19 protein-coding genes and 1 tRNA gene are annotated in these 25,750 nt (G+C 56.3%); 7 read left to right on the forward strand and 13 right to left on the reverse strand.

The features are described 5' to 3' along the window. Window positions 1-108 precede the first annotated feature (108 nt). The 6 genes from RB_RS20020 to RB_RS20045 form a co-directional block, all read right to left on the reverse strand. Window positions 109-375, reverse strand: a complete 267-nt coding sequence (locus RB_RS20020) for a hypothetical protein (RefSeq protein WP_164922262.1) — start codon at window positions 373-375, stop codon at window positions 109-111. A gap of 307 nt (window positions 376-682) precedes the next feature. Further along, on the reverse strand, window positions 683-979 hold the full coding sequence (locus RB_RS20025; RefSeq protein ID WP_164922263.1) for a hypothetical protein: 297 nt from the start codon (window positions 977-979) through the stop codon (window positions 683-685). A gap of 438 nt (window positions 980-1,417) precedes the next feature. Further along, entirely contained in the window at window positions 1,418-3,877 is a 2,460-nt protein-coding gene (locus RB_RS20030; RefSeq protein ID WP_164922264.1) for a S8 family peptidase, read from the reverse strand. 56 nt (window positions 3,878-3,933) lie between these two features. Then, window positions 3,934-4,938: an AAA family ATPase gene (locus RB_RS20035; RefSeq protein WP_164922265.1), complete on the reverse strand. Its 1,005-nt coding sequence runs from the start codon at window positions 4,936-4,938 to the stop codon at window positions 3,934-3,936. A gap of 604 nt (window positions 4,939-5,542) precedes the next feature. Further along, a complete protein-coding gene (locus tag RB_RS20040; RefSeq protein ID WP_011122463.1) occupies window positions 5,543-5,908 on the reverse strand; it encodes a low molecular weight protein tyrosine phosphatase family protein in 366 nt (121 codons plus the stop codon). Further along, entirely contained in the window at window positions 5,905-6,468 is a 564-nt protein-coding gene (locus tag RB_RS20045; protein WP_164922266.1) for a 3'-5' exonuclease, read from the reverse strand. The genes RB_RS20040 and RB_RS20045 overlap by 4 nt, the downstream gene beginning before the upstream one ends. 38 nt (window positions 6,469-6,506) lie before the next feature. Between RB_RS20045 and RB_RS20050 the strand changes: the two genes are divergently transcribed. Next, on the forward strand, window positions 6,507-7,499 hold the full coding sequence (locus RB_RS20050; protein WP_164922267.1) for a hypothetical protein: 993 nt from the start codon (window positions 6,507-6,509) through the stop codon (window positions 7,497-7,499). A 413-nt stretch (window positions 7,500-7,912) separates the two neighbouring features. On the opposite strand, the gene RB_RS20055 is transcribed toward RB_RS20050, so the two are convergent. Next, window positions 7,913-7,985 (reverse strand) — tRNA-Asn (locus RB_RS20055). Window positions 7,986-8,191: 206 nt separating this feature from the next. On the opposite strand from RB_RS20055, the gene RB_RS20060 reads away from it, so the two are divergent. Continuing rightward, window positions 8,192-9,493 carry a hypothetical protein gene (locus RB_RS20060; protein ID WP_231845826.1) on the forward strand — a complete coding sequence of 434 codons (1,302 nt, stop codon included), beginning with the start codon at window positions 8,192-8,194 and terminating at the stop codon, window positions 9,491-9,493. Here the strand turns inward: RB_RS20060 and RB_RS20065 are convergent. Together RB_RS20065 and RB_RS20070 are read right to left on the reverse strand one after the other, a co-directional pair. Next, window positions 9,487-10,131 carry a hypothetical protein gene (locus RB_RS20065; RefSeq protein WP_051058126.1) on the reverse strand — a complete coding sequence of 215 codons (645 nt, stop codon included), beginning with the start codon at window positions 10,129-10,131 and terminating at the stop codon, window positions 9,487-9,489. The two genes, RB_RS20060 and RB_RS20065, sit on opposite strands and share 7 nt — an antisense overlap. 1,579 nt (window positions 10,132-11,710) lie before the next feature. Then, complete coding sequence (locus RB_RS20070) at window positions 11,711-12,049, reverse strand: histidine triad nucleotide-binding protein (protein WP_011122473.1); 339 nt, start codon at window positions 12,047-12,049, stop codon at window positions 11,711-11,713. A gap of 121 nt (window positions 12,050-12,170) precedes the next feature. On the opposite strand from RB_RS20070, the gene radC reads away from it, so the two are divergent. Beyond that, entirely contained in the window at window positions 12,171-13,115 is a 945-nt protein-coding gene (gene radC, locus RB_RS20075) for a RadC family protein (RefSeq protein ID WP_164922268.1), read from the forward strand. Between the two features lie 731 nt (window positions 13,116-13,846). On the opposite strand, the gene RB_RS20080 is transcribed toward radC, so the two are convergent. From RB_RS20080 to RB_RS20090, 3 genes are all read right to left on the reverse strand, one after another. Then, window positions 13,847-14,164, reverse strand: a complete 318-nt coding sequence (locus RB_RS20080) for a P-II family nitrogen regulator (protein WP_007327966.1) — start codon at window positions 14,162-14,164, stop codon at window positions 13,847-13,849. 31 nt (window positions 14,165-14,195) lie between these two features. Further along, a complete protein-coding gene (locus RB_RS20085; protein ID WP_011122477.1) occupies window positions 14,196-15,215 on the reverse strand; it encodes an aspartate-semialdehyde dehydrogenase in 1,020 nt (339 codons plus the stop codon). Between the two features lie 529 nt (window positions 15,216-15,744). Further along, window positions 15,745-16,887, reverse strand: coding sequence for a helix-turn-helix domain-containing protein (locus tag RB_RS20090; RefSeq protein WP_007327931.1), 1,143 nt, complete (start codon window positions 16,885-16,887; stop codon window positions 15,745-15,747). A 650-nt stretch (window positions 16,888-17,537) separates the two neighbouring features. Between RB_RS20090 and RB_RS20105 the strand changes: the two genes are divergently transcribed. The 4 genes from RB_RS20105 (at window position 17,538) to RB_RS20120 (ending at window position 25,011) form a co-directional block, all read left to right on the forward strand. Then, window positions 17,538-21,092, forward strand: a complete 3,555-nt coding sequence (locus tag RB_RS20105; protein WP_164922270.1) for a circumsporozoite protein- membrane associated protein — start codon at window positions 17,538-17,540, stop codon at window positions 21,090-21,092. Between the two features lie 157 nt (window positions 21,093-21,249). Continuing rightward, a complete protein-coding gene (locus RB_RS20110) occupies window positions 21,250-21,660 on the forward strand; it encodes a hypothetical protein (protein WP_231845828.1) in 411 nt (136 codons plus the stop codon). A 120-nt stretch (window positions 21,661-21,780) separates the two neighbouring features. Beyond that, on the forward strand, window positions 21,781-23,322 hold the full coding sequence (locus RB_RS20115; RefSeq protein WP_007334446.1) for a YifB family Mg chelatase-like AAA ATPase: 1,542 nt from the start codon (window positions 21,781-21,783) through the stop codon (window positions 23,320-23,322). 372 nt (window positions 23,323-23,694) lie between these two features. Next, the gene (locus RB_RS20120; protein ID WP_011120113.1) at window positions 23,695-25,011 is read left to right on the forward strand and encodes an IS4 family transposase; all 1,317 of its coding nucleotides are present in this window, start codon (window positions 23,695-23,697) and stop codon (window positions 25,009-25,011) included. 450 nt (window positions 25,012-25,461) lie between these two features. Here RB_RS20120 and RB_RS28185 read toward each other — a convergent pair whose 3' ends face one another. Continuing rightward, entirely contained in the window at window positions 25,462-25,728 is a 267-nt protein-coding gene (locus tag RB_RS28185) for a hypothetical protein (protein ID WP_231845829.1), read from the reverse strand. Window positions 25,729-25,750 lie beyond the last annotated feature (22 nt).

Below are 25,750 nucleotides of genomic sequence, written 5' to 3' on the forward strand. Positions count from 1 at the left end.
CGTGCCGCTCCGCTGACGGACTTCATCGGAAAACACTCGGACCAATGCTTCGCGATCTCCTCTGGACAGCAAGGCCCAGTGTGTCCCAGCACCGACCGGCACCGCCGGTCAAAGTTTGATCGGGAACATAGCGGAGACGAAGATCATCAGCGTTGGCGTCACGCGGATGTTGTAGCCCTTCGCGATGTCGATGGTTTCGTAGCGAACATCATTAGGCATCGAACGCTTTTGCAGCTCGTACGGTTGGCATCCCGCCAACGTGGCGAGAACTAATCGCGTCGACGACTGCCAAAGGGGAATCGCATCATCAGGCAGTTCGCTTTCGACTTCGGCGACTTCGCCGCGAACGAATGAGCGAACGGCTGCGGCGTTCATCGCACCCGTCGGCACAACAGAGACTCGGCGAATCGTCCGGTCCCGACAGCCCCGGGGCCGGATCTGACCGAGGGAATCGGACCTTAGGTTCACAAGCAGAATGCCGAGACCCGCAAACGAACGCAAAAAATCACGTCGGCAAGGCCAACGACTGGCACCACTCAGCGACGCACAGCTGATGCCACAGCGACTCGCTCTGGATTGCCGGAACCGCGTTTCGCTTGGTCCGGCCTACTTTGGGCAGCACCATCGCCTGCAAGCGGAATGGCATCGTCGGGCTTTCTCGAGTCACCAACCGAGACCGGACTCAACTGCGAACGGGACCGCGGTCCCATTGGCGGTCCCATTCCTGCTCGTACTCAGGCATCTGCAGCCGACGGCGCACAAAAAAACCTGGGATATCTTGGTCAGTACGACTCAAAATGCCCAAGCAATGTTGCTTCAGCTCCCCGGACAGGAATAGCACGTCCACCGAGAACACGGGTAAAAGGGATGTTTCCGAAGCGGTGGGTGCAGTCTTGGGTGCAGCAAATGAAAGCGACGATTTGCTTCGCGAATTGATCGCAATTTGGTGCCGCGTCTCACCCGAGGTTCGGCAAGCCATTCTTGTAATCGCACGGCAAAGCAGGAAGGTCTAGCGTCCTTCCTTGTTTCAAACTCTTAGTTGGGCTTGGGCCAAGTCCACTCCGATCGCGGCAGACAGCGTTCGGCAACCCATGTCCTAATTTCTTCGGCTCCCCAGCGTTTTGCCCGCCCGATACGAATTGGCCGCGGCATTGCCTCTTTCCGATCCCTTTCATAAACAGTTTTTCTGAGACGTTCAGCAATTCCGCGACTTCCCGTGTGTCGATCAATAGCCCAGCATCTTCAGGTAGTTGCTGTCCGCGAAACAGAGCATGTCTTGATGCTGCAAGTCGACGTGCTCTCGCGGCGTCATCTGGAGTCGACTGGTCAAGCAACTCTATAATTCGTTCGGCCAGCCGTTGTATAGAGTCGTCGTCAACTGTGGCTCTAAGCACAATTTCGGTCTCGTCTTGCATTGTCAATTCTCGATTGCAATCGGAAGAAGCGTTTTACACGATTCATAGAGTTGGAGGCCGTTCAGGGTGGGCTTGGTCCGAAGCGAAACAATGAGGCTGTACCTCGCATTATCATCGAAACGATTTAGATGTTTGCGAGTTTTCCACCACCCAAGTACCGGAAACACCGCGATTTGTCCGCAGGTGGCAAGCTCTGCACCGGTTCCCGTCCACTCATCCTGGATCAGGCATCCACGATTGCGTTTCTTTGTTCCGAGCGTCCATCGTTTTGAATCAGAGACAACCGAAGGCTTCTTTTTTGGGTTCGGCCAAGTGGCACTTGTCACGCGATGCTTAAAACCAATGTCAGTCTCATCAGGATGTTGAAGATGAAATCGAAGTCCGTGTGATGGGTAGCGAAACCGATCCGCCCATCCAAGCCTTCCGGGACTCGGCTCGATGAAGTATGAGAGAGTGATACGAACGGAGACATCCTGGCTTCCAAGGCTTTGCAACAAAGAGGTCGGCCAGGGTAAGCGATGAAAATTCACCTCGTTGTACTCAATGTCGCTTTTGACTTTTTGATACGGTCTAAGTGAATCCTCTATGACTAATGTTGCACGATTCTCTGCACTTGCGATGAGATTTTCCTCAGTGGGAGTCCCCCAGCCAAAACAACCCAGCAAACGGTTTTTCTTCAGTTTTCCGTCGACTGTCGATTCAGTTTTCATCTGATCGGTCCATCGAGCAGCATGAGTCATCAACCCTCTTATCGTTTCAGGCCAATATGCTGGATAGCGTGCCATGGTGCGAGCAGCCAGTCTCGCAGCTTCTGCGGCAGCGGCACTTGTCATTCCGAATGTAGTCAACAGCCTTCCGCTAGGATGCGTCATCGTTGACAGCAGAGCAACATCGTCGATTAGGTCGGGCTCGTCACCGGGTTTCTGTACCGCCCCGTTACCGCCTTCAAGCACGATATCTGGCTTGAACGGGTGCCCATCCCAATTCCACGGGAGTGCTGTACGACTCCAAGGACTCAACCCATCGGGAACGCCAACTGATTTCCAACCCCGGTAGTGCTTTGTTGTTGGATGGCCAATTTCTGTCATCGCCCCAACCGTTAGAGCATTCCACGCTTGCGCGGGTTCTTGAATGCCGCCACGCTTTTTCAAGTTGCCGCCTTTGGCCGTTGCAGCATTTCCAGCTGAGATGACAAATAAAACGCGATCAGAAGCCAGCACCCCAGCTGCGCGGGCGTCAATTGCTCCTGACCAGGATGACGGTGCACCAAGGTCTGCGTCGGTGTCCGCTGTCAAAGCAAGGCACACGACACGCTGCCGGTTCGGGGCAGCTAGAGCTGCCCGCCGTACAGCCACGTTTGTAAGCGCACCCCAGTTCCTGCGATCGTGTGGTTTATCTGGCCGGTAAAGTCGAGTTGATTCCAACCGGTGGCGAAGCTCAACTTGATCGTTTCTTTCAAAGACGTTTGAAAGGCAGCCAAAGACCGCCAACCCGGCCATCGCTGTACCATGCTGCTGGGGATCTTTATCGGCCTTTGACCATGCGCTGTACACCGCGTGCCAATCAGTTTTAGCAAGTGAATCAACCAAGAGCGGGTGTTCGCGATTGACACCACTGTCGATTAGCAAGACAGAAGGAGCGGACTTTGGGGCGACAGCGAGCCTGGAAAGCAAGTCGTCGATCCATTCACGCTGATCAACCGCAGGAAGAGTCACCATCTCAGTCGCAAGTGTTCGGCCGCGACGCAATTCAGCAAGCTGAGTCAGGAGGACATTCGAGCGAGCCCAGTCAGCAACAGAACAACGCACCATAAAGACGGCACGCTCAGGGAAGAACGTCAATTCAGATCGAACTGAGAATCCAAGTTGTTTTGCACGATCGACGAAATTATCAACGTCTTGTTTTGCTTCATCGAAAACAGCTGAAGTTCGCAGCCAGACTTCCCACCAGACCAGTCTTGCTTCATCCGACGGGAAACGATTTGGAGCATCCGTGAATAACGCTCTTGCGGCCGCACGCCGAATTCCTGAGATGCTCTCAACCAGCTTTTTGTTTTTGATCTTTTCCGGATCGTTGGGGTCGACTTGAAGGTATTCCGTAACCCGCTTTTCAAACTCTTTCAGCTTCCCGTCTGGAACGAAAACGTTCGCGATTTGCTTCGCACCAACTTGTGCAACACTGAGGAGCTGAATGTCTGAGCCACGAAGGTCAAGGCTTTTTAGCCTCAATCCGAAATTGTCTTCGCTCTCGAACGTTAACGTCAGGCCATTCGGCGGCGGTTCGCTGATCTCAGTTTCAGGCAGCTTTTTTGCAGCCTCAATATCTAACTGAAGCTTGGAACCATGTGCTGCTTGATCGGGCCGTGGCGGCAGGTCAAACTCTGAGTCTCTGCCAACATCGGTTGGTTTGTGCCGCTGCGGCACGGCACCTGATTGATCAAACAGGTGGTCTAAATCTGGCATTTCGTTGCCCCCTATGTGAGTAAGAGGGTAAGGATATGACAAGATTTGGAATGTATCTAGCTACCCGCTAGCTTCCGTGCGTGACTGTCACGCCAGTTGATAATTTCTCGCGTTAGCACTGAAGGCAATTCGCGTTGCTCAAGATTGTTCAACAGCATTTGCTTGGCAGCTTCCTCGCACGCGCGAGTGACATCTGCATGACTTAGCCCATCCGAGGCGCTGACCGCCTCAGAAAGCTCCAACGTTTTGCTCGAACAAAACGTTGAAAGGCGGTTTCGTATCAGTTGTTCACGCAATTTGTCGTCCGGAACATCATATGTAATGACGTCATCGAATCGCCGAAAAAGGGCCGGATCTAGAATAGAGACAAGGTTAGTCGCCGCGACAAAAAGGCTATCAGACTGATCTTGCTCCAAAAATGTTAGGAATGCATTTAGAACTCGACGCATTTCCCCAACGTCACCACTGTCCGATCGACCAGCACCAATCGCATCAAATTCATCGAAGAAGTAGACTCCCGGCCGATCTACCGCGGATTCAAAAACAGAATACAACTTGAGCGCTGTGTCACCGAGATACTTCGTGATGATGCTATGCAGCTGAACTGTCATCAGCGGGAGGTGCAGTTCACCTGCGATTGCTGACGCTGTCATTGTTTTGCCGCATCCTGGCGGTCCAACTAGCAGCAACTTCCGTCTTGGCTGTAATCCGCTTGCCTGCAAGCGTTCTGATTGACGCTGCTCTTCAATAAGTCGTTCAAGGCTGGCGGTGATGGTTGGACTCAAGACCATGTCGGAAAGTCGAACGGCTGGAAACGATGCTGCGATCAGTCCGGCCAGTTCTCCCGTTGGAGCTGCAATGGGAACTGGACGGCGGTTGGGCCGTTCAAACTCTCGAGACGCTTTCGCATCGGCCAGAAGGGTCCTAAGATCCGTTGCAACTTTGTGGTTTCCTGCCTTCTCAGCTTTCGCGATTATCTGCATAGCCACCGCGTAAAAGCGATCTTCATCGCTCTCAGCAAAGCTTTCAATTAGTGATCGTAGTTGAGCTGCCGTAGCCAAATTTGGTCTCCCTGTCACGAAATGCTAGCAAATCGAGCGGCTGTTTGGGTTGGTGGTAGTTGCCAGAGCATCATCTTTAGCGTAGTTGACACCTCTGGTCTGCGGTTGGATTTCCCTTCTGCAAATCTGGGCGAGTTGCTTCTAATGTGTGCCTGTTTTGGCCCGGCCGCGTCTACACCAGTCTTTGTAGAACCAAAGAATCGAGGGCATTGTCGTGAGTCCGCCATCCGTATCTGGTCCTTTGGGACAATGTGTGTGCTGTCGATCCAACTTTAGTTCAAGGAGGGCTTCGCCGGGGTCAGACTTGGTCTTCGGCTTTCATCCAGTGAAGATGGAGGCGATTCAACGCTCCGCCAGCTAGCCACGATGCCACGTCTGCCCCGACTGGAGAACGAAAGCGCCATCTATTATGTGGTCACCCGTGGTGACGGGCGTCGCCGGTTATTTCACGACTGCCACGGGCGTCGCGACGGATGAAAGCACGCTTGGTATAGGAAGCCAAACCCAAAAACGCTTTCCTGGACACTGAAGTCTTTACGAAATTCGGGCTTGGGCTTTTCGAGGTCCAACATCTCGGCGACCAGCCCTACCGATTGTTCGAGCACTACCTCGGCGGGAAACGCTTTGATTCATCAAGTAAGATGGCCATGATCGGCTCCGCCGCCGACCGGATCAACTCCACCAACTCGTCGTCCATGAACCGGTAGTCGTCCGGGATGTCCAGCACATGCATCGGCTTGAACTTGGCTTCCCCAGGAAAGTCGGCCAAGATCCGTTGTCGATGTTTATCTTCCATCACCAGAATCACGTTTGCCCAAGCGATATCGCTCGCCCGAATCGTCTGCACCGCCGTCTTCGCCGTGCCACGCGATCGAACGGACACCCGATCGTCGCGTCGATAGATCGCCTCGGCCGTCGGACTCCGCCATTGGTTCTTGCTGCACACGAAAAGAACGTCGATCGTCTTCACAACGCGATTTTTCTCGATTTGGAAAGAAGCCGGCACAAGACATCCGCGATGTTCCATGCATCGTCATCACCTCGGTGATGCGTCCCCTCCATCGTCATCCCCAGTTTGTTGTAGGCACCGTCCAAGCCGACCTCGTGATTCAACCCAAGCGAAACCGCGAACAGGGTCTTCACGTTCAGATGCGTCAGCCCAAACGGATACCCAACGCCGGCCGACTGGCACACCCGTTCAAATTGTCGCCGGTCGTAGTCGCCCCAACTCGCCCACAGCCGATCCTTTGACGCGAACTCTTTCTTGAGTCGCTTGACCGCGTCAGCCAGAGTACCAGCGTCCGTGAACATCTCCGGCGTCAGCGTTGTCAGTTCAGTGCAGAACTCGCTGATCGTCGACCGCTCTGGCTTCACCAAAATGCTGTGCTTGCCGATTCGCTTCTGAGAGGCAACATCGACCAGGCACAAACCAATCTCGATGATCTCGCTCTCCTCGCCCTCGGGCGGTTCACCGTCCCAACACGTCGACTCGACATCAACAACGAGAATCTGATCCAATTTGCGTGCCATCGCGGCGGTCCATTCAATCTCGAAAAACAACAAACGTCATGACTTGGCTGACAGAGCTTACCGGAATCGAGGAAGAATCGCCTGAACAGGTTCGCCGAGAACTATCGATCGAAAGCGATCAGATCGTTTGCCCCGACGGAAAACGATTTGCGTTCGGTCGTTTGGAAACACCGAAGTTATCGGAACTTCGCCAAACCGTTTCGCAACTCAACGTTCAGACGCATCCATCGACGATTCGCGAACACGTTGGCGACGTTCGCCAGTTGCACGCGGACTCGGCCAACGCGGGCGCTCTGTTCCAAGTCGCGTCACAATTCAATCTATTAGAAATGACCGGCCCATCGGTCACTCCTGAACGCGGCGTCGGCATCTACGAGAACGACCCAACACAAGGCCCGGCGTGCGCGATCGCGTGCGGAGTCGGCACGATCTATCGCAACTACTTTGCACCGGTCGGCGACCGCATCGGCCAATCCGCCGACCATCAAATCGACTGCTCCGCCGATCTGGGAAGCAAACTCGGCAATCAAGACGGCCAGCTTTGGCAAATGCAGAACGGCTATCTTTTCCCGTCCGACGATGGCCTTCGGCGCATCACCAATCGTCTGCAATCGGCAAGCGAATCAGACTTGGACGAACTTCGCAGCGAGTTGCGAATCGGCCTGCAATTGCAAGCCGACGTGACGCTTCCCGGTATTGAACATCGCGTCAGCCAAGCGTATTGCTCCGCACTGCCGGTTGCCTACGGTCGCCAGCCCGCCGAATTGTGGACAGACTTCGCCAAGCTGATTCTCGACGCCGCCTATGAAGCCACCTTCCTTGCCGCCGCTATCAACGCGTCACACACCGGCATCAACGTCGTCTACCTCACGCTGCTCGGCGGAGGCGTGTTTGGCAATGACGACGTCTGGATCACCAGCGCGATCGAGAGAGCGTTCTTGAAAACAAAGTCGCACGGTCTCGATGTAAGAATCGTCTCGTATCGGCAATCCAAACCTGCGGTCTCGCAGTTCTGCAGTCGCATCGAATGACAACCTCAGTTCATTTGCGCTTCGTACCGTGACGCCAACCAAGCTTTCACGTCAACCGGCTTTGCGAACAGCCGATGGCAGATTCAGCGATTGAAGTAGGCCGGACCAAGGAGCCACGCGACGCCGTTCCAGCAATTGCACAGATGTTGCCGCGACGAACCGCTCTGGATTGCCGGAACATCGCTTCGCTTGGTCCGGCCTACTCTAGGCAGCACCATCGCTTGCAAGCGTAATGGCATCATCGGGCTTTCTCGAGTCACCAACCGAGACCGGACTCAACTGCGAACGGGACCGCGGTCCCATTGGCGGTCCCATTCCTGCTCGTACTCGGGCATCTGCAGCCGACGGCGCACAAAAAAACCTGGGAGATTTTGGTCAGTACGACTCAAAATGCCCAGGCAATGTTGCTTCAGCTCCCCCGACAGGACTCGAACCTGTGACAAGGCGGTTAACAGCCGCCTGCTCTACCAACTGAGCTACAGGGGATTGCGAGCCGTTTCCGACTCGTGTGGGGCGAATGTTAGCTGGTGCTCGGCGGCGATTCAAGGCGGGTTTTCTCTGGATTTTCATTCCGGAGGGATTCGTTTTGACGCCGCCCGCCTATCCGGACCCGCAAAACTGCTAACGTGGACAAACGTTCGCTCCTGAACTTGCCCTCCCAACGGTTCGCTCCCGCTTCCCACGGCTCGGCCATGCGTTCTGACGCGCCACCCAACCCCGACCACTCGCGTGGCTCCAGCACCTCTCCGGACGCGGACAAACGGCCTGACCGGCGGTGGCGGCGACTTGAGCACCTGATCCCGGACCTGGCTCGGCAATTCACGCCAGAGTCATTCCACTCGCTCTGCCGCGATCTCGGTTTGCCCGCCCAGCCTGTGCTGGCCCCGGTCTGCAGTCGGTTGGGACACAGTCCGACCCGGCACCGCGAAATGGCTCGGCAACTGGCCGCTTCGATGCTGGACGCTCGCGAGCGACGCATACACGTGGTCACCGTTGAGAAGTCGGCCGCGGAGCCTTGGGTCACTCAGGCAGCCAAAACGTTCGACGTTCCACTGGTTCGCTGGACTTGCAGCCAGTTGCCATCCCCAGACGCCTTGCGTTCCGAAAAACCGCGGTTCGCCATCAACCGGGATGAGTGGATTATCGCGGTGGCCGACCGCATTGATGTGTTGCAATCTCGCCGCGGCGGGAAGATCGAACAAGCCGTGCTGCGACGATTGGAAGTCGATCCGTTTGGAGTGCGGGTTGGCATGGATGATCCCAAGGCGGCCGAACGTTTGTTGAAAGCCGGAGCGTTGGGAAGGTTCCTGTCACGCTCGTGTGATGTGATCTCGGACATTCATGCGGAACGAAGCCAACCCGGTACCGCAAAGAAATCAACGGATTCAAACGTATTGGAACAAGACGAATGGCTGGTTCATTGCACTCGTCGTTGCGACGGTCCTTGGCCGGGCCAGTCATGGACTCAGTACCGAGACGAGATGTTGCTGGGGTCCGACGAAGCTGCCGCGCGAGAATCGCTGCATTCGCTGCGTCGCATCGTGCGGATGCGGCGTTTGATAGCCGGGGCGACCACATCCAAAAAAGATCACCGCGTGGTTTGTCTCTCCGCCGTGCCGTTGCCGGATCTGTTGCGGCGCCGAACGTTTCGGTCACACGTCTCGCGATGGGACTACGAACCGTTTGGGATCGCGATTCGACGATCGGCCGCGTCCAAGGTTGGGTTGCGGCCGGTCATCTATGGTCCGGCGTCCGTGCGTGATGGTTTGCCCGCCGACGAACGTTATCTCTATCAGGCCGAAGGTCGCGACCAGGACTGGACCGCCGAAAAGGAATGGCGGTCACTCGGCGACGTGGACCTGGATTCGCTGGACGTCGACGACGTCTGCGTGTTTGTGCCCAGCGAGACTGACGGGCAAGTCATCGCTGAAGTGAACCATCGCGGCTGGCCGATTTGCCATGCCGAGCGGTGGCTTGCACCTTCCGCTCAGTAAGCCAACGTGGGTTGTTGGCCGTTGACCGATCGCGTGCGGTAGATCTGGCGTGCCGGTGAGTTGCGACGGTTCTGAGCGGTGCGAGCTGCCACGGTTGAGGTGTGCCCATGACCGCTGTCGCTGATGATCGTTTCGCCTTCGTGAAGGATCACGCCATCGGAGGAATGACCATACGATCCTCCGGAGCAAGAGTCACAGCCGCCGGAGCAGGAATCGCAACCGGTCGAGCAGGAGTCGCAGCCACCACAACCATCGCAGCCACCGAGATCGGCGACTGGGAACAGTGGCCGGCCGCCTGCACAGGTGTCACAGCCGGTGCCGCAACCGTCGCGTTTGTAGCCCCAAATGCTCTTGATGCCGGTGAAGACGGCTCGACACTTGCCGCAAGATTGGCCGTTGTAGTTGCCGCACGAGTCACATGGGTCGTAGCAATCGGCGGGTTCGTTGATCCATGGGTCGATGTACAGTTCGCCGCACCCGTCGCAGGAATCGCAACCGCCGCACGAATCACCACAGGCGCCGCTGTCGCAACCGACGCCAGGACCACACGGGCCGCAAGCGTTCCACATAGGACCGACACATCCGGTCGACATCAGCAAACAGACCAGCGTCAACACGACAGCACAGGAGGATTTCATCGGGACGATCCGTGTCTCGAACAGGTGGGAGGACAAATGGACGACGCATTCGACTTGAATGAATCGCCTTGTTTCGTCATCGGCACCTCAGCCGGCAAACTCCACCCAAATTGAAATTGAGACGGGTAAGAATTCGAAAGTGCTGGGAAAAAGAGATCAAGTTGGTAGGGCGTGGCTTTGTTGACGCGGCGAACAACTGTCGTCGCTCCGCGACTTGAGGCGCGTGTGTGGTAGGCGGATGACCTTGGGTTGAAAACCCAAGGCTCTCGGCTGCCGTCGCTCCGCGACTGGTCGTTAGCGTCGGCGAGATCCAACAACCGCGGAGCGGTGACAGTTGCCAGCCTCGGGTTTTCAACCCGAGGTCTCGGTTGCAAAACCGCGTCCTCCAAGCCGCGGAGCGGCGACAGGTGCGGTCCGAATTCTTGGCGAATCCGGCTACGGATGAAGAAGATGTCAGTCTTCTGAGTCGCGTGATGACGACGATTTGCGGGGGCACGGAGGAGGACGGGGCTCGACGGAACATTTGAGACAAATGTTCTACTCTGGTCGTGCTGACGCGGCGGGTTGAGACGAAATGGAAAACGGCGATCACATATCGCTGCATCCATTAGCCGACGGCCGTTAGGCCCGGTTCTTGCTTAGCGAATCAGGATGATGTCGACGGAAGGCGACCAACTGTCGTCGCTCCGCGACTTGAGGCGCGGGTGTGGTAGGCGGATGACCTTGGGTTGAAAACCCAAGGCTCTCGGCCGCCGTCGCTCCGCGACTGGTTGTGCGCGTCGGCGGGATCCAACAACCGCGGAGCGGTGACATTTGTCAGCCTCGGGTTTTCAACCCGAGGTCTCGGTTGCAAAACCGCGTCCTCCAAGCCGCGGAGCGGCGACGGGTGCGGTCCGAATTCTTGGCGAATCCGGCTACGGATGAGGGAGGGGTCCGTCTTCTGAGTCGCGTGGTGAAGGGGAAACAACGGGGCACGGAGGAGGACGGGGCTCGACGGAACATTTGAAACAAATGTTCTACTCTGGTCGTGCTGACGCGGCGGGTTGAGACGAAATGGAAAACGGCGATCACATATCGCTGCATCCATTAGCCGACGGCCGTTAGGCCCGGTTCTCGCTTAGCGAATCATGATGATGTCGACGGAAGGCGACCAACTGTCGTCACTCCGTGACTTGAGGCGCGTGTGTGGTAGCGGATGACCTTGGGTTGAAAACCCAAGGCTCTCGGCTGCCGTCGCTCCGCGACTGGTCGTGCGCGTCGGCGGGTTCCAACAACCGCGGAGCGGTGACAGTTGTCAGCCTCGGGTTTTCAACCCGAGGTCTCGGTTGCAAACCCGCGCCCTCCAAGCCGCGGAGCGGCGACGGGTGAAGTCCGAATTCTTGGCGAATCCGGCTACGAATGAAGGGGATGTAAGTCTTCTGAGTCGCGTGATGACGACGAATTGCGGGGGCACGGAGGAGGGCGTGGCTCGACGGAACATTTGAGACAAATGTTCTACTCTGGTCGTGCGACAGAAACGCCTTGCAGTCCGAATTCTGGCGAATCCGGCTACGTTGGTGGTCGTTGGGAGGGGCGGGACTCAGCCTGGTGGCCAGGTCATTTTGCGGCCGCCGAGCAAGTGAAAGTGCACGTGTGGGACTTCTTGTCCGCCGTCGGATCCGGTGTTCACAACCAAGCGAAAGCCGTCGCCCAGTCCTTCGTCCGCCGCGACTTTAGATGCCACGACAACGCAGCGTCCCATGACCGCTTGATCCTCGTCTGTCAAATCCGCCAGCGACACGATCTCGCGTTTGGGAATGACCAGGATGTGCGTGGGGGCTTTTGGGGCGATGTCCCGAAATGCCAGGCACAGGTCGTCTTCGTAGACGATGTCCGCCGGGATCTCTTTGGCGATGATTTTCGAAAAGATGGATGACATGTTGCGATGGAAACGAAGGTCGTGGGCGCGTCAATTTGATACCTCACAAAAGGCATCGATCGATTTAAGGTATCTTCGCTGTGTTTGGATATCTAGATGATCGCGGATGAAGAGTTGTCCCATGAGCGATGCCCGACGTCGACGTTTGCAAGCGTTGTTGTATCCGTTGGCCTATCACGATCGATTCTTGCAAAGCCAATTGCCGGATTTGGTCGAGGAACCTCAAGCGGCCTTTGTCACGCGAACCATCAATGCTGTGGTTCGAGCCGGTGTGCTGGAACGCTTTCATTCTGACGACGAACTTCATTACACATGGACATCTCGTGATCCGATCGATTTGATCGACCGCTGGATCCAAGATCAAATTCATGGCGATCAAGTCAAAGAGCGTCCGGAAGAAGAACGACCTCGAGAACGTTTGCTTCGAGACGGTGCGGCGTCACTGTCCAACGCAGACCTGTTGGCGATCCTGATACGCGTCGGTGTGGTCGGTGAATCAGCCACGACGGGAGGCACGAAGCTGGCCAACCATTTTGACGAGGTACTGGATGCGATTCGCGAACAGAGCGTTTCGGAGTTGCGACACATCACCAAAGCGGTGACGAAAGCCAGCTACTGCCAGATCATGGCGGGCATTGAACTGGGTCGCCGCGCAACCGAAGCGGCTCGCGAACGCCCGGTGCCGATCGTCAAAATCACAAGCACCACGGAAGCGACCGAGTACTGCGCGCAGAAGTTCGCTTACCTGGCTGGTGATGCGGTGCAGGAAGAGTTCCATATCGTGACGCTCGACACCAAGCACAAACCGATTCGCACGCATCGCATCACGGTTGGAACGCTGGACAGTTCGCTGGTGCATCCTCGCGAAGTGTTTCGGCCGGCGATCCGGGACGCGGCCGCAGCGGTGTTGTTGGTGCACAACCATCCGTCCGGTGATCCCACACCAAGCCGCGAAGATCATGCGGTGACGGAGCGTCTGACCGAGGCCGGCAAGCTGATCGGCATCACCGTGTTGGATCACATCGTGGTGGCAAAACAACGGTGCTTGAGTTTGAGAGAATGCTGATCGTAGCCGGATTCGCCAGAATTCGGTCGGTGTGATGCGGGTCGCTGCCCCAGTTAGCCGATGGCCGTTAGGCCCGGTTCTGTGGCGGTAAAACCGAGGCGAACGCCTAAACGGCTCAATCAATCAAAAGCTCATAACGCCGCGGGTTGCGATGACGATCGAACTTGGTCGGAACCAGACGGCAACGTGGACATCTGAAATCTGGCGATTCCAGCTACGGTGATGTGGGTCGCTACCCCAGTTAGCCGATGGCCGTTAGGCCCGGTTCTGTGACGGTAAAACCGAGGCTAACGCCTAAACGGCTCAATCAATCAAAAGCACACAACACCGCGGGTTGCGATGACGATCGAACTTGGTCGGAACCAGGCGGCAACGTGGAAATCTGAAATCTGGCGATTCCAGCTACGGTGATGCGGGTCGCTACCCCAGTTAGCCGATGGCCGTTAGGCCCGGTTCTATGGCGGCGGAACCGAGGCGAACGCCTAAACGGCTCAATCAATCAAAGCACACAACACCGCGGGTTGTGATGACGATCGAACTTGGTCGGAACCAGACGGCAACGTGGAAATCTGAAATCTGGCGATTCCAGCTACGGTGATGCGAGGCGCTACCCCAGTTAGCCGACGGCCGTTAGGCCCGGTTCTGTGGCGGTGGAACCGAGGCTAACGCCTAAACGGCTCAATCAATCAAAAGCACATAACGCCGCGGGTTGTGATGCGAATTTGCTCCGTTCAGATGAACGACGCGACCGGCATGACCAGGATCTTGCCGTCGCCGATGCGGCCGGTGCGAGTGACCGCGACGATCTTGTCGAGGACCTCTTCAAGACGCAGGTCATCGACCCAGAGCGTGATCTCGACCTTCGGCACAAAGGCTTCTGAGTACTCGGTGTCTTGGTACTGATCGAGGTAGCTTTTTTGGCGGCCATAACCTTTGACCTCCATGACACTCAACCCTTCCAGCGGAGCTCGACGCAAGGCGGCGAGAACGTTCTCGGCCAGATGCGGTGAAACGACGGTGACGACTTGTTTCATGATCGCATCCGGCATTCAGAAGGGTTTGACACGATAGCTCAGCTCATCATCCGACGGCGGGCTGATGTTTCTTGGCCAACAGTTCGGCGATTTGAACCGCGTTGGTCGCGGCACCTTTGCGAAGGTTGTCACTGACGCACCAGAACGCGATTCCGTTTTCGGAACTGATGTCTTGGCGGATTCGGCCGACGAAGACATCGTCCTTGCCGTCGCAATCACGTGGCATGGGATAGGACTTGGCATTCAAGTCATCCACCACGGTGACACCGTCGGCTACTTCCCAAAGCTCACGAGCTTTTTCGGCAGTGATCGGTTCGCGGGTTTCGACCAAGATCGATTCGCTGTGTCCAATTGCAACAGGCACACGAACGGCAGTTGGGCAGACTTGGATGGAATCGTCGCCGAGGATCTTTTGGGTCTCGTGCACCATCTTCATCTCTTCGCTGGTGTAGCCGAGATGCTTTTCCGAACCGATCTGCGGGATCAGGTTGAACCCGATCGGATGCTGGAATGTTTCTGGTGAATGAGCCTGCCCGTCAAGGCTGGCACGTGTGCTGGATTCCAGTTCGACGTTGCCAGCCAACCCAGCACCGCTGGTTGCTTGATAGGTGCTGACGATGACGCGGCGAATGCCAACGGCTTTGTGCAGCGGGGCCAGTGCAACGACCATTTGAGTCGTGCTGCAGTTGGGGCTGGCGATGACGCCTTGGTGACCATCAACCGCTTCGGGATTCACTTCGGGAACGATCAACGGAACAGTCGGGTCCATCCGCCAATAAGCACTCTCGTCGACCACGATCGCGCCGGCTTTGACCGCCCAAGGCGTGAACTCAGCGGAGACTTCGTCGGGAGTGCTGGCGATGACCAGATCGACACCTTCGAAAGCGGATGGTTCCAGCAGTTCGACGGTCAGCATTTCGTCGCCATAACGAACTTCGGTGCCGGCGCTGCGAGCCGAGGCAAGCAAACGCAGTTTCCGCATGGGGAACTTGCGAGCGTGGAGCTGATCCAAAACGATTCGGCCGACGGCACCGGTGGCACCGACGAGTGCAACGCAATCAAACATGAGTTGTCAGGAGACGGAGAAACAAAAGTGGGAAGGAAAACGGGGGGTTTAGTTTGGTCTTTCCAGACGCAAACGCAACGGGAAACACTGCATCGCCTCTTGAAAAATTCGGAACAGAAGCCCGGACGTTGCCAATCGCCCAGGGCGTCCGCCTGGGTTGCTAGATGATAGTGTTGTCGGCCCGAAAGCGGATGAAACTCTTCTTCCTGGGCAGCACCGGAGGTTGTGCAGTTTTTTGAGCGTCGTGCTCGCAATGCCCTGAGAACCCCGCCCGCGAGAGAGATTGTGCAGTTTTACTTCACCCTTCCTTTTGGAGAGTGGGCCCGCTTCGGGCCGGGGAGGGTTACGCGCTGGATCCAATGCTGAGCCCTCCCCTCGCTTCGCTCGACCCTCCCAGGGGGGAGGGAGATGACATTCGCTCTCCCCAAACTTCGTTTCGGGAGAGGTGCGACATTTGGAAACGCAAATCCATCACCCGAGATGTGTTGACGACGGACTTGGAAATCCATCGTACGAGCTCGGTTTTGGTTTAGCGGCGAGCCATTCGGCGTGCGATCGCTTCTCGTGACAGAGGCATGATCTTGGCAGCTCCGCCGGTGTTGTAGAGCAAATCGTCGCGGCTGGGTTTGGATTCCGCATCGTCGTACTGAACCAGGAACGCACCGACTTGGACGCCTGCTTCGTGATAGACGGGTGGCCAAAACTCTTCGCCGCGAATTGCCAATGTTTTGGCCAACAAGCGAGTGGCTCGACCGGAGAAACCGCTGAGCACCATGTCCAAGCGACCGAGGGCTTCATGGAACAGGTAGAACACCAACGCGGTGTCTTTGCCTTGTCCGCCCGCGTACTCCCACGTGCCGTCGTCTTTTTCGTAGTAGAAGCCCGGCTCAGGAGCGTCCATGTTTTTGCTCAAACGCATCCCAGCCGAAGCGGCACCCGGTTTTGGGTCGCTGTCACGATAGCGAAGGAAGAACGGGCAACTGCGGGCCGATACGTCATCAACGTCGTCTTCGGTCACGAACGGTGTGCAACCAAAGGCATCGGAGAACAACAGCTCGACGGCTGGGTTGCTCTTCACGCTGCCGATGCAAACCATTCCGCGGTCGCCTTGTGCTTCGGTGAATCCTTCGAAGACTTCGGTCGCACGAGCGCGAGCGTCTTCCAAAGAAACCTGACCGGGGCTCCACACCAACGATTGTTGAATGCGATCGGGCATCGGCACCGATGTCGTTGCGTTTGACTCGGGGCCTTCGCCGATGTGTTTGGCCACACCACCCAGCGTCGAGATGCCATTGAGCAATTCGCCAACCAACACCGAGTCGCTGGCCACGACCATCGCGTTCTCAGGTGAGTTGTTGCCTTCGCCTTGACGTACACCGACGACGATTTCGATGTCACTGCGGCGAGCCAACTGCTCCCAAAAGTTTTCTGCGTTAACAGCGAACAAGGCACCGGGCAGTTGATCCGCAGTCGCGTGACCTTGATCGATCAGGTAATCGCACAAACGCGACAGGGCATCCAACGGGATGTACTTGGCTTCGTTCTTGAGTAGCGAAGCAACCTGGTGTCGATCCAATCCGGTGTGTTCGACGATCGCTTTGATCGTACCGGGGCGTTTGCGCCGATCAGGGGTGTGCCCAAGCAGTTCTGCGAGCCGAAAAGCGTATCTCATGGCCGATTTGGAATAGGTGGAAAAGGTTGAGGTTGAAATCCGTGCCGCGTCAGACTGAAAACGGTGTCAATCTCACGAATCGCCGACTGTATCTTGCCCCAACGCGGCAGGATCGGAAAGTCGACTGAAAGCGGCCGGCAGCAAATCTAAAGATCTTCGGCCAGAAAACCGCCCGTCGATCCACGTCTGTGTTAGGTCCCCCAATATGTTCACAACGAGCAATCACCGAAAACAACTCTCCAGCGAATCTGTCGTTTGTACCCAAACTGATGCCCGCGAAATCGTTGTAAACGAACAAAGCCACCCCGATTGGAGCGATTCAGGTCACCCAACCAAGGCCGGTGCACCGAACTTTCTTCTTGCGAATAACATACAGCGCCCGACAGAACAAATGTTTCGCCTGATCCAGAAGATGCTTCCAAGGTGACCGGATCGCCGATCAAATAGAATAGTAACGTTGAGAAACAGTAACGTTGTCCTCGCCGGGAACGTTATGGTCGCCATCGGCAGGTTCCGGCGTTTGATTGATTCGTTTTTGGATAGACCGCTTGTCCGTCGCTTCGTCCCCCCGCAGCTCCGTTTCGCAAACATCGCCGTCCGGCACCGAATCTCGGTCACCCTCGGGCACAGCGAAACCGGCCTACGACACATTGATCCAAACCCGGATTGATGCCGCTCGGTCCGCGCTTTGGCGAGCCGAACTGACACGTCAAATGCTTCGTGGGGTCCTGGTGGCCATGGCCGCGATGCTGGCCTGGGTGGTGATGGACCAATGGATTTGGTCACCGGGCATTGCCGGTCGGTTGGCCTTTGCTTCGATCGCCATCGTCGCAGCGACGGTTCACATCGTCCGTTCGGTTTGGCCAGTGATGCGTTCATCAGTTCGTGCGGACTACGCCGCGCGTGCCCTGGAGCGAGACCATCCCGAACTGGGACATGCTCTTTCCAGCTACATCACGTTGACCGCGCAAGACTCCGGCGATGCGACTTCCAAAGGTCACCTGTCCAAACGAGTCGTCCAGTCAATCGGTGCGACCACCGCTGCGAAACTGCGATCGATTGATGCGTTGCCCGAAGAAGCCACCGGGTTGCTGCGATGGTGGATCGCAACGATCGCTTTGATGTCCGTTCTGATGATCTACGTGATCGCATCCCCCAAGAACACATTGCAATCGGCGGCGCGGGTGATGGCTCCCACGGCCAACATTCGACCTGCCAACCGAGTCCAGATCACGGACGTTCAACCCGGTGATGCGGAGATTCTGGCTGGGCGAACGGTGGTGGTTTCTGCGAACATCCGGGGCTTGCGAGAAGAAGAATCCGTCGAGTTCCGTTGGCTGAATTCGAACGTGAAAGAATCATCCCGTTCTTCGAGTAACGCCTTCGCCGACGGCCGATCCACCGAGATGCAGATCGACGAGTCAACCAGCACCTCGGCGACCATCGCTTACACCGCATCCATTGATGTCTCTCACCAAGCCAGGGGTGTCCAACGTTACGAGATCGTTGCCGGCGATGCGGTCGCGGGACCGTTTGAATGGACCATACGTGACACGCCTGTCGTCAGTGTTACCGAAGTTGAATATCAACCACCGTCGTACACCGGAGAATCATCTCGCATTCGACGCAGCGGTTCCATTCGAGGCGTCGATGGAACACGTGTAACTTTGAGAGCACGAGTCAATCGACCGGTGGCTCGTGCGGTGGTCGAATTCAATCCCAAACCGATGGGCCAAGAAGTTCGCGCGACAGCGGGTGTCCGAGAGATGACGCTGAGCGACGATGGCAGGTCGCTGGAGTTGCCGTTTGATCTGCGCAGTGGTGAAGTCGCGACGCGTGCGGTTGAACTGGAAAGCTATCGCATTCGAGTCTGGGACCAAGCTGAACAAACCAATTCCGACCCGATCGTTTATCCGATTCAAGTGATTCGTGATCTACCGCCGGAGATCACAATCGTCGTCCCTCGACGGTCTCCCAAACCCGTTCCGATGGACGCTCAACAACTGTTTGAAATTCACGCTGCCGATGTGGACTTTGGATTGTCCGAAATCGAAATCGAAATTCGTCGCGGGATCGATCTGATCGCTCGGGCATCTTTATGGAAGAGCGAATCCGGTGAGAAGGGCAACCAAATCGCGGAGTATCGCTTTCGCCCATCCCGCATGATTTTGGCCAATGCCGGTCGTCGTGGTTCGCGAGCGTCACGATTGATGGTTGGTGACGAAGTCGAAGTGGTAGCAGTCGCGACAGACAATCGACGCGACGCCAGCAATCCAAATATTCAGCCTGGCGTTACGCGGACAGCACCCGTCCGGTTGCAGATCGTCGCCGGGCGTGATTCAGAAGAACAAACCCCCGACGAGCAAGACGACAACGACGGGCAAACACCCGACGATGGTGGTTCGCCCAATGGGTCCGGCGCGGGCGAGGAGGGCCAATCAGGCGGTGGCAGTGGAGAAAGCGGACAATCCGAACAAGGTGGCCAAGGCGGTGAAGGCCAAAGCGGCTCAGGCGAATCCAATTCCGAGCAAACCGGCGAGAACGATAACGGCGGTGGCGATTCCAATGGCAGTTCATCGGGCGGCGAATCATCGGAAGGCGACTCTGATCCAAACGATCCATCAAAATCAAACGGCGGCAACAGCGCCTCAAATTCGAACAACAATGATGGTTCCGACTCAAGCGAATCCTCTGCAGGAAATCCCGGTGAAAGTTCGAACGATCCGGACGCCATGTCGGAAGGTCAGAACAATTCCACCGGTGGTGAATCGGGTGAGAACGAAGCGGGCGAGCCTGATAACTCACAACGGTCCACCGATGGTTCAGGACAAAACGGCCAAGAAAACAACAACCAGCAAAGCGGTGACGTCGGTGAACAAGGCTCCTCGGAATCATCTGAGCCGGGAAGCAATCAAGACGGATCGCGAGGCTCTTCCGGGAAGCCGGAAGGCTCTCAAGAATCCGGCGGTTCACCCCAACCACAATCCGCACCGCAGGATGACGCGGAAGCGTTCGAACGCATCAACGAGTATTTGAAAGAACAACAAGAACGCGAAGGCGGTCAACAACCATCCGGAGAGAATCCGTCCGGTGACGATCCTGGTGGAAATGACTCGAACAGCCCCGAACCTCAAGGTGGCACATCGCAAGACGGGAACTCGCAAGAAGGTCCCCCGCGCGGAACTGAATCTGAGTCGCAATCCGACGACACAAACGATCCAGGTGCTCAACAGAATGGTTCGGAACAGTCGAGCGGCAACCCATCCAACGACGATGGCGCGGGCGAAGGCTTGCCTTCCGACGATGCATCATCATCCGGTGATGCCGGTGAAGAGTCATCGGGAAAAGAGTCGGGCGAATCCGGTTCAGAATCTTCTGACGCTCAATCGGGAGAGCCCAGCCAAGCTTCGGGAGACTCAGAACAACCATCCGCAGACCCCGGGCAAACGCCGGATGGATTGCCCTCATCGGAAGATAGCAAGGGTTCGCAGGAGGGCGCATCCGACGCTGGCACGCAGAACTCTGGAAACCAAGACAACTCTGGCGATCAAGACACGTCAGGCGGCGAAGGATCCGAGCAGGGAACACCCCGCGATCAGGCAGGCGATCAAAACTCATCGAATCAAGATGCATCGTCGGATGCTTCTCCAAGTGGTTCAGACCTGAGCAGCTCCGAAAAAGCAAGCAACAACAACGATGGAACCCCATCGCAGTCCAATTCCAACGGGAGCGAATCGTCCAACTTCACCGGTGAATCAACGGCCAGCGGAAACTTGAATGGTTCAGGCGACGGCGAAGCCGAACTGCCAAAGGCCAATCCGGCTGAATTGGAATACACCAAGCAAGCCACAGATATGGTGCTCGACTATCTCGACGAGACTCGTCAGGATCCCGATCAAAATTTGCTGGATCGATTGAAGTGGACTCCCGAAGACTTGCAACGTTTCCGTGATCGTTGGCAAAACGTCAAACCGATTGACCAACCGGGTGCGAATCCAAACTTGGACCGCTCCGATGTTGAAGAAGCACTGCGTAGTTTGGGTATGCGAGCTCCCAAGGCCATACGTTCTGAGTCCAAACCAAGCGAAAAAGACGGCTTGAGAGGATTGCAAGACAGCGGAAATCGACGCCAAGCTCCGGCTCCAGTCCGAGATGCCTTCGAAGCATTTCGTCGTGGCTGGAAGTCAACCGAATCTTCCAATTGATTAAACGTGCGGACTGATTGGGCGCACGGACAACGAAGCAAAAATTCTATTACCGCCTAAGACGCACTGCGTGCTCAACCTTGGGTACACTCTCGGGCCTGAGTTGCAATCACGTCGTTTGATGCAGCCTGTTTTCACTCCCGAACGATGGCCCCTCATGTCCGATAACCCGTACGCTGCTGGCAACGTAATTGACTCCGCTTCCAACGTTGGTCCTGGAGGTCTCAGTCCTGAGGTTGTCAAAAAGACGGAAGCGATCATCAAAGACGCCCGTCAGTTTTGGCTGGCCATCATCTTGTGTTTCTTTTGCAGCGGCATCGGTCTAATCATCATTTGTCCTTGGTATCTGATCCGTTTGTTGCAGTGGCGATCGCTTGCAAAACAGCACCCATTTCTCACTGAGCCAAACGCCCCCACCGGAAGCCTTCCCAAACGTTTTCAATCGGCCAAGCTAAAACTCATTCTTGGAATCGTGTTTGGATTGTTGACCTTCGTGGTGCTCATCGGCTTGCTTCTGCCAGCGATCAATGCAGCCCGCGAAGCGGCGGAAGCCGCCAACCAACGGTAGTCGACGGCCAGCCCTGCGAACGACAACAGACCGCGAGAATCGCGTCCCTGGTTGCTTTGTGTACACGTCACCGTCATCATCGGTGACTTGGAAAATGGTCTCCGCTAGGGCACAAAATCGATGCTGGCACGGCTCAAAACATTCACGTTGCTCGGTATCGAAGCGATGCCCGTTGACGTCGAAGTCGATATTTCTCCAGCCGCGATGCCCAAGACGATCTTGGTGGGTCTGCCAGAAGCGGCTGTCAAAGAATCGACTCACCGCGTCGAACGAGCGATCGTCAACAGCGGCTTCATCCGGCCGCAAGATCGTGTGGTTATCAATTTGGCACCGGGCGATTTGCCGAAGCAAGCACCCTCATTCGATTTGCCTGTTGCCTTGGGAGTGCTCGCCGGGAGCGGCCAATTGGTACTCGACCGTTTGGAAGACTACGCCGTTGTCGGAGAACTGGCACTGGAGGGCATCACCCGTCCCGTTAAAGGTGCTCTATCCATCGCGATCGAAGCGGCCAAGGACAAATCATTGAAAGGTTTGGTCGTGCCATCCGAATCGGCTGCCGAAGCCGCGGTGGTCGAAGACCTCGAAGTGATCGCAGTCGACAGTCTATCTCAGTGCGTCGCCTTCTTTGCTGGCGAGATCGATGTCCCGCCAGTACCCAGTGGTGTGGAAGAGATCTTTGAGGCCTTCAGCGAATACGAAGTCGACTTCGCCGATGTACGAGGCCAAGAATCCGCCAAGCGAGCCATGACGATCGCCGCAGCGGGTCGCCACAATCTGCTGATGATTGGCCCACCGGGGAGCGGGAAAACCATGTTGGCCAAACGCATGCCGACGATCTTGCCTCCGCTAGTCCCCGCCGAATCGATCGAGACCACTCGTATCTACAGCGCCGTGGGGCAGCTTCCAGCCAAACAACCATTGCTGGCGCGTCGGCCGTTCCGCAGCCCTCACCACACGATCAGTGACGCGGGTTTGGTCGGCGGAGGCAGTCCGCCCGCACCGGGTGAAATCAGCAAGGCTCACAACGGCATCTTGTTCTTGGATGAACTGCCGGAGTTCAACCGCAAGACACTCGAAGTCATGCGACAACCACTCGAAGACGGCGTCGTCACCATCTCACGAGCCCTCCGAAGCACGACCTTCCCCGCAGACTTCATGCTCATAGCGGCAGCGAACCCGTGCCCTTGTGGGTACAGGTCAGATCCTCGACGAAGCTGTAACTGCACACCGCCACAGATTGAACGGTACATGGGAAAGATTTCGGGTCCGCTGCTAGATCGAGTCGACATTCACATCGAGGTTCCCGCGGTACCGTTTGATGAATTGTCGGCTCGTGATGCATCGAGTGAGACCAGCGAGATGATGCGTGACTCAGTCATGCGGGCCCGAGATGTGCAAGCCGAACGTTTCGCGGGAAGCCCGATTCGTTACAACGCTCAGATGAGTAGTCGCCAAACGCGGCAGCATTGTGAATTGAACACTGCCAGCAAAGCGTTGCTTAAAGCTGGAGTTGAGTCGCTGGGTCTGTCCGCACGTGCCCACGACAAAATTTTACGCGTGGCAAGAACGATCGCTGATCTCGCCGGAGACCCTGACATCAGCGAAGAGCACCTCGCCGAAGCCATCGGCTACCGAAACCTCGACGCTGATCTTTGGGTGTAGCGTCGGACCGGCTTGGCGGGTCGCGTGAAGACAGATGCCGCCACTCCGCGGCTGTTGCATTGTCTTTTCCATCATCCAGACCAACCAGTCGCGGAGCGACGACAGCCGGGCGATCGATAAGGGGACGGGGGCAATAGTGTTCGGCCCGACGTTTGCCGGCCGACGCTGAATTGCTAGTATCGATAATTTGGCCTGTCTTCGCTCGCTGGGCGAGAGTGTCTCGTTCGTGCTTCAAGGAGACTGGCGGGCAGTTGCGATGATGTGAAACATTCACTGGTTTGCATCCGCCAGAGTCGAGAGGCGTGAAACCGGTTTGGCTCATGCGTCGATCTTGCTTTACTCCTGCGTTGAGCGGGCAATCGTTGGTTTGCCATGCCAACCAAAACCAAGCGACTCAAAAGACGAAAGCTTCCTGATGACCAGGGCGAGCGAACACAGGAATCTCTCGTCAAGCCAAAGATCAAAATCGAAGGCCTCAAATACTTCGCCATGCTCAAGCCCCTGCTCGAGCATCTTCACGAACATGAGTGCCAGCGTGATACCGCTGGTAACCGTACGCTGCACTACGATCAGTATTGCATGCTCGTGTTGCTGTATGTCCTGAACCCCACTGTCTCAAGTTTGCGAGCAATCTCGCAGGCCAGTGAGTTGACGAAAGTACGTAACAAACTGAGCAACGAGAAAGCTTCGCTGGGATCGCTATCCGAAGCCGGTGGGCTGTTCTCTGCAGACCATCTCAAGCCAGTCATTGAGGCCTTGTCTGCTGAAGTCAACGATGCTGCCCCGGACCCGCGACTGAGCAGCATTCAGCAAACGATCACCGCCGTGGATGGCTCACTTGTCAACGCGTTGCCGTCGCTGATTGCCGCATCCATTCTGAAGCAAACAACGGGCTCAGCGCTGGTGCGATGGCGACTACACACACACTTTGAGGTCAATAACCTGCTGCCTGCGCGAGTCGACGTGACACCTGATGGCGGTGGGCAACACGATGAACGGGCCGTTCTCAAACGAGTGCTCGAAGAAGATCGCCTGTACGTGATGGACCGTGGCTATGCCAAGTTCTCGCTCTTCAATTCAATCGTCGCGTCATCGAGTAGCTATGTTTGCCGACTACGTGACAACACGGTTTACGAGACGACTCAAGAACTTGAGTTAACCGAAGGTGACCGTGCTGCGGGGGTACTCAGCGATACGATAGTAAAGCTTGGAGGATCGAGCAGCAGCTCAAATTCCCCTGATCATCCGATCCGGTTGATCCAAATCCGCTGCACGCCTCATCAAAACCGCACTGGCGGAAAGGCGAGAGGTTCCAAGGCCCCCAACAGCGATGGGATCCTTCGCATTGCCACCAATCTACTGAATGTACCTGCTGAAATCATTGCCCTGATCTACGCCTACCGATGGACAATTGAAATCTTCTTTCGGTTCTACAAGCAACTGATGGGCGGCGATCACTTGATCAGCCACAACGCCAATGGAATCCAGATTCAAGTCTACTGTTCGGTGATTGCCTGCTTGCTGATCAACCTGTGGACTGGATCTCGCCCCACGAAACGAACGTTTGAAATGATCAGCTTCTACTTCCAAGGCTTAGCCACTGAAGAGGAGCTGATTGCTCACATCGAAAAGCAAGCAGCTGCAGAAGAGGCAAAGCGTGTCAAAGAGGAGCGTAAAGAAATTTGCTAATCGGCGTTGCGGGAGGTCATTTTGCCTGACTGGTCTCGGCATGAATGCTGCGCGGTCCCAAACACAAAAACGCAACGGCCCTGGGCAAGCCGGATCGCTTCGCATCCTTCGCAATGAACCCACACTCAACTCGCCAACCATCCGCCAATATTCCAGCCCGGCAAACGCCGGGCCGAACACTATTGGGACGGGGGTCTATTCATATTCGGAAGTCCGACACCCGACTGATTGTTAACCGCGAGATGCCTCGCAATCTAAGGCTGCTTCCATTCGCACCCCAAAAAACACAGTCAACGGCGCGAACCTGACCATCAATCGCTAGGTCAAGGCAACCCAAAAAGATCCCCTCCCCTTTTCTTTGCCCACCCAAAGTGTACGCCGGCACTGTGGCGAACACCAAAACAGCTAATGCATTGGAAGACTGTTGTTTGGCTCTCAAAGTCCGACCGACTAAAGCTTTGTTGCGGTCGCTTCTACGGCGACGTTGTTCTTGATCCTCCAAAGCACTCCGGCTTGGCGAATGGAGGGGACCAACTGTTGCTGCAACTCTGCCGTTGGCAAGGTGCCTTCCAGAACGATGGTCGACTCGTACACCGAGACATCGACGTCGCTTGCATAAGGGCTCAATGCCTCGTGTTCTAGTAACACACTTTCGATGCGTTGCAACATCCGACTGACCTGACACTCAGATTGGGTTGCTTCCAATAATTGGCTCATGACTTCGTTTCCCTCGGATGGG

This window comes from Rhodopirellula baltica SH 1 (assembly GCF_000196115.1).
In the GTDB taxonomy this organism is placed as follows: domain Bacteria; phylum Planctomycetota; class Planctomycetia; order Pirellulales; family Pirellulaceae; genus Rhodopirellula; species Rhodopirellula baltica.

Coding starts and splice junctions, on each gene's coding strand:
- RB_RS20020 (WP_164922262.1), bottom strand. CDS start 375: ATGAACGCCGCAGCCGTTCGCTCATTCGTTCGCGGCGAAGTCGCCGAA.
- RB_RS20025 (WP_164922263.1), bottom strand. CDS start 979: ATGGCTTGCCGAACCTCGGGTGAGACGCGGCACCAAATTGCGATCAAT.
- RB_RS20030 (WP_164922264.1), bottom strand. CDS start 3,877: ATGCCAGATTTAGACCACCTGTTTGATCAATCAGGTGCCGTGCCGCAG.
- RB_RS20045 (WP_164922266.1), bottom strand. CDS start 6,468: ATGGCACGCAAATTGGATCAGATTCTCGTTGTTGATGTCGAGTCGACG.
- RB_RS20050 (WP_164922267.1), top strand. CDS start 6,507: ATGACTTGGCTGACAGAGCTTACCGGAATCGAGGAAGAATCGCCTGAA.
- RB_RS20060 (WP_231845826.1), top strand. CDS start 8,192: ATGCGTTCTGACGCGCCACCCAACCCCGACCACTCGCGTGGCTCCAGC.
- RB_RS20065 (WP_051058126.1), bottom strand. CDS start 10,131: ATGAAATCCTCCTGTGCTGTCGTGTTGACGCTGGTCTGTTTGCTGATG.
- RB_RS20070 (WP_011122473.1), bottom strand. CDS start 12,049: ATGTCATCCATCTTTTCGAAAATCATCGCCAAAGAGATCCCGGCGGAC.
- radC (WP_164922268.1), top strand. CDS start 12,171: ATGAGCGATGCCCGACGTCGACGTTTGCAAGCGTTGTTGTATCCGTTG.
- RB_RS20080 (WP_007327966.1), bottom strand. CDS start 14,164: ATGCCGGATGCGATCATGAAACAAGTCGTCACCGTCGTTTCACCGCAT.
- RB_RS20085 (WP_011122477.1), bottom strand. CDS start 15,215: ATGTTTGATTGCGTTGCACTCGTCGGTGCCACCGGTGCCGTCGGCCGA.
- RB_RS20090 (WP_007327931.1), bottom strand. CDS start 16,887: ATGAGATACGCTTTTCGGCTCGCAGAACTGCTTGGGCACACCCCTGAT.
- RB_RS20110 (WP_231845828.1), top strand. CDS start 21,250: ATGTCCGATAACCCGTACGCTGCTGGCAACGTAATTGACTCCGCTTCC.
- RB_RS20115 (WP_007334446.1), top strand. CDS start 21,781: ATGCTGGCACGGCTCAAAACATTCACGTTGCTCGGTATCGAAGCGATG.
- RB_RS20120 (WP_011120113.1), top strand. CDS start 23,695: ATGCCAACCAAAACCAAGCGACTCAAAAGACGAAAGCTTCCTGATGAC.
- RB_RS28185 (WP_231845829.1), bottom strand. CDS start 25,728: ATGAGCCAATTATTGGAAGCAACCCAATCTGAGTGTCAGGTCAGTCGG.